General features: G+C 61.7%; 12 protein-coding genes. 5 read left to right on the top strand and 7 right to left on the bottom strand.

The annotated features are described in order from the left end of the window. Positions 1–107: 107 nt before the first annotated feature. Positions 108–947: a translation elongation factor Ts gene (gene tsf, locus ABIB35_RS07670; protein WP_354180270.1), complete on the bottom strand. Its 840-nt coding sequence runs from the start codon at positions 945–947 to the stop codon at positions 108–110. Between the two features lie 134 nt (positions 948–1,081). Further along, entirely contained in the window at positions 1,082–1,969 is an 888-nt protein-coding gene (gene rpsB, locus ABIB35_RS07665) for a 30S ribosomal protein S2 (protein ID WP_354180268.1), read from the bottom strand. Between the two features lie 429 nt (positions 1,970–2,398). On the opposite strand from rpsB, the gene ABIB35_RS07660 reads away from it, so the two are divergent. After that, positions 2,399–3,001 (top strand): M23 family metallopeptidase, encoded by a 603-nt coding sequence (locus tag ABIB35_RS07660; protein ID WP_354180267.1) that lies wholly within the window; start codon positions 2,399–2,401, stop codon positions 2,999–3,001. Between the two features lie 177 nt (positions 3,002–3,178). Here the strand turns inward: ABIB35_RS07660 and ABIB35_RS07655 are convergent, their stop codons facing one another. The 5 genes from ABIB35_RS07655 to ABIB35_RS07635 all read right to left on the bottom strand — a co-directional run bounded on the left by ABIB35_RS07655 (position 3,179) and on the right by ABIB35_RS07635 (position 7,262). Beyond that, positions 3,179–4,363, bottom strand: coding sequence for an acyl-CoA dehydrogenase family protein (locus ABIB35_RS07655; RefSeq protein ID WP_354180265.1), 1,185 nt, complete (start codon positions 4,361–4,363; stop codon positions 3,179–3,181). A gap of 344 nt (positions 4,364–4,707) precedes the next feature. Continuing rightward, entirely contained in the window at positions 4,708–5,955 is a 1,248-nt protein-coding gene (locus ABIB35_RS07650; RefSeq protein ID WP_354180263.1) for a tyrosine-type recombinase/integrase, read from the bottom strand. Positions 5,956–5,964: 9 nt separating this feature from the next. Then, positions 5,965–6,369: an ImmA/IrrE family metallo-endopeptidase gene (locus ABIB35_RS07645; protein WP_354180262.1), complete on the bottom strand. Its 405-nt coding sequence runs from the start codon at positions 6,367–6,369 to the stop codon at positions 5,965–5,967. 43 nt (positions 6,370–6,412) lie between these two features. Beyond that, positions 6,413–6,790: a hypothetical protein gene (locus ABIB35_RS07640; RefSeq protein WP_354180260.1), complete on the bottom strand. Its 378-nt coding sequence runs from the start codon at positions 6,788–6,790 to the stop codon at positions 6,413–6,415. Between the two features lie 7 nt (positions 6,791–6,797). Continuing rightward, entirely contained in the window at positions 6,798–7,262 is a 465-nt protein-coding gene (locus ABIB35_RS07635; RefSeq protein WP_354180259.1) for a hypothetical protein, read from the bottom strand. 287 nt (positions 7,263–7,549) lie between these two features. Here ABIB35_RS07635 and ABIB35_RS07630 point away from each other — a divergent pair, with 287 nt between their 5' ends. From ABIB35_RS07630 to ABIB35_RS07615, 4 genes are read left to right on the top strand one after another with little or no spacing between them, the layout of a single operon-like run. After that, the gene (locus ABIB35_RS07630) at positions 7,550–7,810 is read left to right on the top strand and encodes a helix-turn-helix domain-containing protein (protein WP_354180257.1); all 261 of its coding nucleotides are present in this window, start codon (positions 7,550–7,552) and stop codon (positions 7,808–7,810) included. Next, the gene (locus tag ABIB35_RS07625; protein WP_354180256.1) at positions 7,807–7,962 is read left to right on the top strand and encodes a hypothetical protein; all 156 of its coding nucleotides are present in this window, start codon (positions 7,807–7,809) and stop codon (positions 7,960–7,962) included. The genes ABIB35_RS07630 and ABIB35_RS07625 overlap by 4 nt, the downstream gene beginning before the upstream one ends. Position 7,963: 1 nt before the next feature. Then, a complete protein-coding gene (locus ABIB35_RS07620; protein ID WP_354180254.1) occupies positions 7,964–8,722 on the top strand; it encodes a BRO family protein in 759 nt (252 codons plus the stop codon). Next, complete coding sequence (locus tag ABIB35_RS07615; protein ID WP_354180252.1) at positions 8,722–8,910, top strand: helix-turn-helix transcriptional regulator; 189 nt, start codon at positions 8,722–8,724, stop codon at positions 8,908–8,910. The genes ABIB35_RS07620 and ABIB35_RS07615 overlap by 1 nt, the downstream gene beginning before the upstream one ends. Positions 8,911–8,974 lie beyond the last annotated feature (64 nt).

Below are 8,974 nucleotides of genomic sequence, written 5' to 3'. Positions count from 1 at the left end.
GGTTCTTAGGTTAGAGAGCAGTTTTGGGCAAACAAAAGGGGCCGCCACCAAGGTGGCCGCCCCTTTTGTTCATGATGACGTGTCCGTCAGGTCCAGTGCCTTGTGGGCTAGGCGCCTACGCGGAAACGGGCGAAACCGGTCGGTGCGGTGCCGGCCTCTTCGAGAACCTTCGCCACGGTCTTCTTGGCGTCCTTCGCGAACGGCTGGTCCAGCAGAACGATTTCCTTGAAGAAACCGGTCAGACGGCCTTCGACGATCTTGGTCAGCGCGGCTTCGGGCTTGCCCTCGGCGCGAGCCGTCTCGTCAGCGATGCGGCGTTCGTTCTCCACGGTTTCGGCGGGAACTTCTTCACGCGTCAGGTACGTGGGAGCGTAAGCGGCAGTGTGCACGGCGATGTCGTGTGCAGCCGTCTTGGCCTCGTCGCTGTCGCCATCAACGGCGAACAGGACACCAACCTGCGCAGGCAGGTCCTTGGAGGTCTTGTGCAGGTAAGCATCAACGGTCTTGCCTTCGATGCGTGCAACACGGCGAACAACAATCTTCTCGCCCAGGATTGCGCCTTCTTCGACGACAACCTCGGAGAGCGGCTTGCCGTCTACGTTGTAGGCCAGCAGCGTCTCGGCGTCAGCAGCAGCGGACTCCACGGCAGCGGCCAGGACCTTGTCGGCCAGTTCGATGAACTTAGGCGACTTGGCAACGAAGTCGGTTTCGCAGTTGAGCTCAACCATGACGCCCACGGTGCCGTCGATGACCTTGGCAGCAACCAGGCCTTCAGCGGTGGAGCGGCCTTCGCGCTTGGTAGCGCCCTTCAGGCCCTTGATGCGAATGAGCTCCATGGCCTTGTCGGCATCGCCGTTGGCCTCGTCGAGAGCCTTCTTCACATCCATCATGCCGGCGCCTGTGCGCTCGCGCAGAGCCTTGATATCAGCAGCGGTGTAGTTCGCCATTTGGACTCCAGTCCTCCCGTTATAAGTTTTGGTCAGATTCCGCCAGAGCGGCTGGCCGGATAATTCCGGCCAGCCGCGCCAGCAGATACCCCGGATCACCGCCGGCTGGCAGTGGTGATCCAGGGAACTTCTATTTACTTCTCTGTTGCGTCCGCGGCGGGGGCTTCAGCAGCGGCTTCGGCCGGAGCCTCGGCAGCCGGAGCTGCTTCAGCGGCGGGAGCTGCTTCTTCAGCCGGAGCTGCATCAGCGGCGGGGGCAGCTGCGCCCTCGAGGAGCTCGCGCTCCCACTCTGCCAGCGGCTCAGCCGGAGCTTCCGTGTTACCGGACTTGTTGTGGCGGACGATGAGGCCCTCAGCAACGGCGTCGGCGATAACGCGGGTCAGCAGGTTGACGGAGCGGATGGCGTCGTCGTTACCCGGGATCGGGAAGTCAACGTCATCGGGATCGCAGTTGCTGTCCAGGATGGCAACAACGGGGATGTTCAGCTTCTTGGCCTCGTCAATGGCGAGGTGTTCCTTCTGGGTATCAACGATCCAGACCACGGACGGAGCCTTGGTCAGGTTGCGGATGCCGCCGAGGTTGGTCTGCAGCTTGGTGAGCTCGCGCTTGAGCAGCAGCAGTTCCTTCTTGGTGTGGCCGGAACCGGCAACATCGTCGAAGTCGATTTCTTCGAGTTCCTTCAGACGCTGGATGCGCTTGGCAACGGTCTGGAAGTTGGTGAGCATACCGCCGAGCCAGCGCTGGTTCACGTACGGCTGGCCAACACGGGTGGCCTGCTCGGCGATGGCTTCCTGAGCCTGCTTCTTGGTACCGACGAAGAGAACGGTTCCGCCGTGGGCAACGGTGGCCTTGACGAACTCGTAGGCACGGTCGATGTAGGACAGCGACTGCTGCAGGTCGATGATGTAGATGCCGTTGCGCTCGGTGAAGATGAATCGCTTCATCTTCGGGTTCCAGCGACGGGTCTGGTGTCCAAAGTGGACGCCGCTGTCGAGCAGCTGGCGCATTGTAACGACGGGCATGTCGTCACTCCTTCCGGCAGCAGTAGGCGTGCCGAAGCACGGAAACCCTGCTGCCAATTGACGGTTGATAGCTGTACGCCCGGGCGGGCGAAGCTCCTGGCGCCCATCAGCTGAATCAGCATGCCTTCCCTGCCGGCTTACCGGACCGATGGAAAGGCACCCGTGTTTTCCAGAAGGAAAGTCACGGATAATTGGGGCACGCGTAGTCAGTCTCCTGAGCCGAAAACCGCTTGCGTATCGGTGAAACGCGGGACGGCCTCCTCCCTGCAGGCAGGGAACATGGCACAGCAAACTGCTTCGTCAACTATACACCAGCCTGTGGGCACTTCCGTCCTCCCCCAGTGCATAAACCGGGCGGGTGCAGGCAAAGTTATCCACCAGTGCCGGTGAAGGCCCGACGACGGCGGCCGGCTACCGCACGATGGCTCCATGGACACTTCCCCGCTCCGGCACAGATTCCGCTGGACAGCCGCTGCCGGCAGACGGATCGCCCCTCCGCCGAGCAGGCTAGCCGCCCTGTTGCTGGTTGGACTGCTGGCCGGAGGCGGCCTTCCAGCTGCCGGAGAAGTTGGGGCCGGCCCGTTTTCCCCACAGCCCGCGGCTGCGTATGAGCCGGCATGGAGCTGGCCGCTCTCCCCCGAGCCAAAGGTTATGCGGCCTTTCAAAGCGCCGCCGAAGCGGTGGCTTGCCGGCCACCGGGGAGTGGATTTGTCTGCGCCTCCCGGAGCGCCTGTCCTCAGTCCCGCGGCCGGAACCGTGGTTTTTGCCGGATGGGTGGTAAACCGTCCGGTCATGACCGTGGATCTGGGCGGTGGCCTGCTCGCAAGCTTTGAACCGGTGGACGCGTCGAGAGGAACCGGGGACACGGTAGCCGAAGGGGAAGCGATCGGCACCGTTTCCGGCTCGCCATCGTCGGCCCACTGCCCGGCCTCCTGCCTGCATTGGGGAGTCCGGCTCAACGGCGAGTACGTTAATCCGCTGAACTTCGTGACGGACCGTCGGCCGTCCGTCCTCCTGCCCCTGCAGTTTTGAGACAGCGCCGCTTAAGGAACGCCGTTTTCTGGCAGTGCGGTTTTCAAGCAGTGCGGTTCTCAGGCAGTGCGGTTCTCAGGCAGTGCATTTATTGTGCGAGTGCAGTTTTGTGCAAGTGCTTAAAAGCAGTGCGGCCGGGCCCCGAAGGGACCGGCCGCGCTGCATGCCAGAAGGGTCCTAAACGAACGCCGCCACACCGGTGATCGCGCGGCCCGTGACCAGGGTGTTGATCTCGTACGTTCCTTCGTAGGAGTAGATGGCTTCGGCATCGGCGAAGATCTTGGCCATACCGTAGTCCGTGACAATGCCGTTGCCGCCGAGGATGCTGCGGCCCATGGCCACTGATTCGCGCATGCGGGCGGTGGTGAAGGCCTTCGCCAGCGCCGACTGTTCGTCCTTGGCCTGACCGAGGTCTTCCAGCTGTGCCAGACGCACCATCATCCCCAGAGAGCTGACGGTATTGCCCAGGATCTTGACGAGCTGTTCCTGCACCAGCTGGAAGGAGGCCAGCGGCTTGCCAAACTGATGGCGCTCCACGGCATACTTGCGGGCCACGTCGAAGGCGGCCATCTGCTGGCCCACTGCCTGCCAGGCAACAGCCAGCCGGGTGACCTTGAGGACCTTGTTGGTGTCCCGGAAGCTGTTGGCGCCCTTGAGGTGGAAGTCATCGCTGACCACTACGTTGTCCAGGACAATGTCAGCATTCTGGACCGTGCGCAGAGCAATCTTGTTTTCGATCTTCGTGGCGGTGTAGCCCTCGGTCTTGGTATCCACCAGGAAGCCCTTGACCTGATTGTCGGCCAGGTCCCGGGCATAGATGACTACCCAGTCGGAGAAGGTGGCGTTGCCAATCCAGCGCTTTTCGCCGTTGAGGATCCAGTTGTCACCGTCGCGGCGCGCGGTGGTACGGGTTCCGCCGGCCACATCGGATCCGCCCAGCGGCTCGGTCAGGCCGAAGGCGCCGATCTTTTTCATCGAATAGATGTCCGGCAGCCAGGCCGCCTTCTGCTCCTCCGACGCCAGTGCCTCGATGGAGCCGGTGAAGAGTCCGTCGTGCACACCCATGAAGGTGGCAAACGAAGTGTCGGCGCGGGTGAACTCAGCGTGGCAGAGGCCGGCGAAGAGATTGGAGTGACCCTGGCGGTAGACCGGGCTCATGACATCCAGTTCAGCAATCTTGGGGATCATGTGGTGCGGGAATTCCCCGGCGTTCCACCAGTCGGCCGCATGCGGGGTTACCTCGGCCTTCAGCCACGCCCGGACTTCATGGAGGCGGTCCCGCTCCTTGTCCGAGAGCAGGTCCTCAAATGCATAGAAGTCGCCGTCCGCGTAGGGGAGGTTGTCGACGTCGAGAGTTGCCATGGAGAATTATCCTTCGCTGCTGATCATCAGTGATCCGGGGCCGTGAAGCCGGTCCTCCCCATGTTACCCGCGAGTAACATGATGTACAACACGTTGGATCCGGCGGTCCGGACAGCAAAAAACCGCGGCACCAATTTCTTGTGCCGCGGCTTTCCTGCGCGTAGGGCTGGTGGGGCTTGAACCCACGACCCACGGATTATGCGCCTCGTTTCCACGCATAACCCCAGCAGTCCCCGCAAGGCCACAAGCGCGGACCGCTGGGCCACTGAAGACTCCACACAAAACCACGCGAGTTCACAGGCATCCACGGACTTTGTGAAGACTTTGTGATGACCAAATGAAGACTAGCCAAGCCGCTTCGGGAGCGGCGCGAACTGGTCCAGGACGTGCGTCGAATCCGGCGCCAGCTGGTTCCGCTCGATGTAATAGCGGCGCGTGATCGCATCCGAGGAGTGCCCCAGCTGCTTCGACGCCACCACGGAGCCCGACTCGCGCTCTAGCAGGGTTGCCACAGCCTTCCGGAAGGACGACGGCTTTACCCACTCAAACTCCTCCCCGCGGGCCGACCGCCACTGCCGGCGGAAATTGGCTGGGTCCACCACACCGCCGCGCTGCGAAGGGAAAACAAGCCCAGTCGGATTCTTGACGGGATCATCGGCCAGCTTGCGACCGGCCAGCATCGTCGCCGCAAACGTCGGCAAGGTCAGCACCCGGACACCATGCTCAGACTTCGGGAAGGGCTGCCGGTACAGCCCTGTGCTCGTTGTCCGGCGGACTGTACCCGTGACATATATCGTCGGAGGCATGGCGCGCAGGTCCACGTCCTCCCACCGGAGCGCCAATAACTCCCCCGGGCGCAGGCCCGTCGCGACAAAGAGGTCAACCTTGTCGGACAGGTCCTGAGACTTATGCCCGTCCGACTTCTGCCATTTGATGACATTCACGCGCAGTAGATTCACCTCGTCCAGGGTGAGCGCCCGGATCGTAGTTTCCGGCAGCTCCGGACGGGTTGATTCGCGCACAGGATTCGACGGAAGTGCGTCGTAACGCACCGCCAGGGAAAACATCAAGGACAGGACCACGCGGCAAGCCTTCGCCGCGTGCGGGCCGCCGCGCTGCACCGCCATCGGCCGGCCGTTACTGCGAACCATCTTCACCATCCGGGGGACGCTGACGTCAGTAATGAAGTCTTCAATCCTGCCCGTCGTGATCTCATGCAAGCGGATGTCTCCAAGGAGAGGAATGATGTGGGCATCCAGTGCCTGCCTGTACACATCCATGGTTCCGGGTGCGCGCTTCAACCGCTTCAACGTCGGGTACCACTTCTCTGCCAGATCCTCTACCCGGGAGGACGCATTGAGGGTGCGGTCGCCGCCGCCGTTGGCGGCTTTCAGCTTGTCATTGAGGGCCGATATTGCCAGCGTCTTCGTTCGCCCCTGGGCGGTGATGAGCTTGCGCTTCCCGTCCCGGCCCCGGGCCCAGGCCTGCGCACGCCAGACGGCCGGCGTCGTCTTGGTCTTCTCCTTGATCTCCTTCGCGGAGATATTCCCATGAGACCCAATCGCCAGCGTTGGACGCCCGGTGCGTGGCATGACTTGCTCCTAACAGGATTTGATGGTGCTCATTACTTCCATGAGTTGTTCGAATATTCGGTCATCCATTGAGCCGAGATATGTCTCGACGTCGGCCGGCATGACCTCCAGGATTGCTGCGATACCGATGTGGGTGTCCGCACCGAATGCTGCCTCGAGGAACGCAGGAGTGTCGATGAGTTGATGGGCTGCCCAGATCGAGGCCTGCTCCTCCATCCTGTGCGAGGTGCCGACATGCCTATAGAAGGCATGCCCGAGTTCGTGGGCGAATACGTGTTTGTACTGGATGGGCGCCAGCCCTGGGACGAGGGTGATGGAGTGGTCTCGCCAGTCATAGGCTCCCCACCACCCGGTGGGCACGGGACCCTCCCGGACGCTGACCCCCAAGTCAGCTGCAATTTTGTCTAGCTTCATGGGCATTAACGGTAGGTGACTCCGGTGACACTCGAGTAATAGTTCAGCTTGCGACGATTTCCGAGTGCTGGTTGAGTTCCTGCATCTCCTCGGACATCGCCAGTAGGAGCTCCTGAGAGGATGCAGGCAGGGTGCGGGCGCCGGGCAGTTCTAGGCTTGTGCGCTCCTCGCCCGCGACCTCGATACCCATGGACTCGGCGCAGGCGTGGAGCACTTCCTTGTTGGTGGAGTGCAGGGCCTTTGCCAGTCCTTTGATGGTGCTGGGGTCCGGGAAGTTGCGCATGGGCGTGGTGGCCAGTTGCTGCAGGCGCTTACTGGATAGTGCGCCGCCGGTGTCACGGGCGAGCCGGTCGTAGCTGCGGTCCCCCTTGCGGTTCAGCAGCAGGTTCTGGATTCCCTGGGCGGGGAAGGACTCGAGCATCTTTTTCCTATTCGTAAGGCAGTTCGTCAGGGCTGATATTCCGGTCGCCCTTGTGGGCGGCCAGGCCGAGCATGTCTTTCGTGAGGTCTTCGTGTGCTGCTGGTTCGGCCGCTGACGCCTCGGCGGCCAGCTGGGCAACTTCCCGGCCCAGGTCTCTGAGCAGGTTGACTACCTTCTCCGGCGCTTGTGAGATGCCATAAATGCGGAGCGTGTCTGGGTCATCATCCGTTACCGGGAGCCCGAGGGAGCGACCGGCGGCCATGATGATTTCCGTGATGCTGAATCCGGTTCCTCGCGCCAGAGCACGGAGAGTTTCCGGGTCCGGAAAATTCTTTAGCTCACCATTCTCGAACTGATGGAGACGCTTGGCGGTGGGCGTTCCCCCGCATGCCTTCGACAGTCGCTCATAGGAAACCTCGCCGCCGCGGCGGGCCAGGTTGATGAGGCGACTGAGCGTCAATTCGTTCTGCATATCCACAGCTTCCATGAAGTTCGGGGGTTTGGCGAGGAGTAAAAGTTAGGCAATGCCTAAGGGTAGTTAACCATCCAGCGCCGCTTGATGCCTAAGTAAATTGTTGAAGATTCTTCCCCGTCCTTACTGGGCCCTAAAAGGAACTTGTAATTGGGACTTGTCAGACTGCCTAACCTTAGGTACTGTTTCATTACCTAGTACTTGACGACACCGCCTAAGGAGTGGTTGAATTGACCATAAGGAAGCCCGCCCGCACCACCCGAAGGAGATGGCCCACAGGTATGCGAATGAAACTGGTAGCCAGAGACAGCCTGATCGAACGGATGGACCGAAAGGGATTCTCGAACCGCCGCTTGGCCAAGTATGCGGAGGTCTCGCCGGGCACCATCGACAACCTTGTTCTTGGCCGGACCCAGTCAGTGCAGAGTGGGCGGACTGCCGAGTTGATTTGCGAGGCACTCGACGTACCCCTGGATATTTATTTTGTGCCCGAAATATCCACCAGTGCTTCACGAAGTGTTACCCATAGGGAACCGATCGCCGCATGAAAACTATGGTCTCAGCCACACCCACCCAGGACTTGCGGAACCTGATCGAAGACTCTCGCTTCGGCCAGGCAAGCGCAGATGTCCTGCACAACGCACTACTCGAACTCGAGCGGACACTGAAACTCCCGCTCACCGAACCGGAAGAAGACTGACATGAGCACGATCCAAGCCTTCGACTATCAGGACCACCCGGTCCGCACCGTCACCGTCGATGGGGAACCCGGCTTCATCGCCAACGACCTCTGCGCCGTCCTTGACATCCGCAATCCCCGCGACACGCTCGCTGGACTTGATGATGACGAGAAGGGTGTCGCTAATACCGACACCCTTGGTGGCGCCCAGCAGATGGCCTACGTAACAGAGGCCGGCATGTACTCACTGGTCCTGCGGAGCCGGAAGCCGGAGGCGAAAGCCTTCAAGCGGTGGATCACTCACGACGTGCTCCCGCAGATCCGAAAGACCGGCGCATATGCGGTCAAGGAAATCTCTCGCCTCGAGCTGATTGACATGGCCCGCGAGGCGGAGGTGGCCCGAATCGCTGAGTACCAGGCGCGGAAGCTGGCCGAGTCGAAGGTGCAGGAGTTGGCCGGGCCGGCGACAGCGTGGGAGAAGCTCGCCAGTGCAAAGGGAGACCTCGACGTCCGAGACGCAGCCCAAGTCCTGTGCCGGGACCACAACATCCAGATCGGCCGGAACCGTCTGTTCGGATGGCTGAGGGCGAACCGTTGGGTCGACGCGAACAACCGGCCGTACCAGAACCGGGTTGACCAGGGCCTGCTGACGGAAAAGGTCGGCACGTTCGTCATTCAGCGCTCCGCCGGCGAGATGCTCGCTCCCCCGCAGCTCCGGATCACGGCCAAGGGTCTCCAGCGACTGCAAACCGAACTCTCACAGGCAGAGGCGGCTGCCTGATGGGAAAGCTCCTGACCACCGAGGAAGTCGCCCAGACGCTGGGCGTAGCACCCGGCACTGTCGAGAACTGGCGGTACAAGCAGGAAGGGCCGGCCTACGTGAAGCTCGGCAACAAACGCCACAGCCTGGTCCGTTACCGGGAATCAGATCTGGAGTCCTACATGGACTCCCTGCAGGCCGCAGCCTGACCCACCAAATAAAGAAGCCCCCGGGGTGCGACCCGAGGACTTCACAGCCATCAACCCTTTAGGA

Origin of the sequence: Arthrobacter sp. UYP6 (assembly GCF_040547315.1) — a bacterium.
Lineage (GTDB): Bacteria > Actinomycetota > Actinomycetes > Actinomycetales > Micrococcaceae > Arthrobacter_B.
The sequence above is the reverse complement of the archived record's forward strand: the minus strand, read 5'-3'. Positions and strand labels throughout refer to the sequence as shown.

Excerpts from the sequence above, each read along its gene's own strand:
- ABIB35_RS07640 (WP_354180260.1), bottom strand. The coding sequence starts at position 6,790 with ATGCTCGAGTCCTTCCCCGCCCAGGGAATCCAGAACCTGCTGCTGAAC.
- ABIB35_RS07630 (WP_354180257.1), top strand. The coding sequence starts at position 7,550 with ATGAAACTGGTAGCCAGAGACAGCCTGATCGAACGGATGGACCGAAAG.
- ABIB35_RS07615 (WP_354180252.1), top strand. The coding sequence starts at position 8,722 with ATGGGAAAGCTCCTGACCACCGAGGAAGTCGCCCAGACGCTGGGCGTA.
- ABIB35_RS07625 (WP_354180256.1), top strand. The coding sequence starts at position 7,807 with ATGAAAACTATGGTCTCAGCCACACCCACCCAGGACTTGCGGAACCTG.
- ABIB35_RS07620 (WP_354180254.1), top strand. The coding sequence starts at position 7,964 with ATGAGCACGATCCAAGCCTTCGACTATCAGGACCACCCGGTCCGCACC.
- tsf (WP_354180270.1), bottom strand. The coding sequence starts at position 947 with ATGGCGAACTACACCGCTGCTGATATCAAGGCTCTGCGCGAGCGCACA.
- ABIB35_RS07645 (WP_354180262.1), bottom strand. The coding sequence starts at position 6,369 with ATGAAGCTAGACAAAATTGCAGCTGACTTGGGGGTCAGCGTCCGGGAG.
- ABIB35_RS07655 (WP_354180265.1), bottom strand. The coding sequence starts at position 4,363 with ATGGCAACTCTCGACGTCGACAACCTCCCCTACGCGGACGGCGACTTC.
- ABIB35_RS07660 (WP_354180267.1), top strand. The coding sequence starts at position 2,399 with ATGGACACTTCCCCGCTCCGGCACAGATTCCGCTGGACAGCCGCTGCC.
- rpsB (WP_354180268.1), bottom strand. The coding sequence starts at position 1,969 with ATGCCCGTCGTTACAATGCGCCAGCTGCTCGACAGCGGCGTCCACTTT.
- ABIB35_RS07635 (WP_354180259.1), bottom strand. The coding sequence starts at position 7,262 with ATGCAGAACGAATTGACGCTCAGTCGCCTCATCAACCTGGCCCGCCGC.
- ABIB35_RS07650 (WP_354180263.1), bottom strand. The coding sequence starts at position 5,955 with ATGCCACGCACCGGGCGTCCAACGCTGGCGATTGGGTCTCATGGGAAT.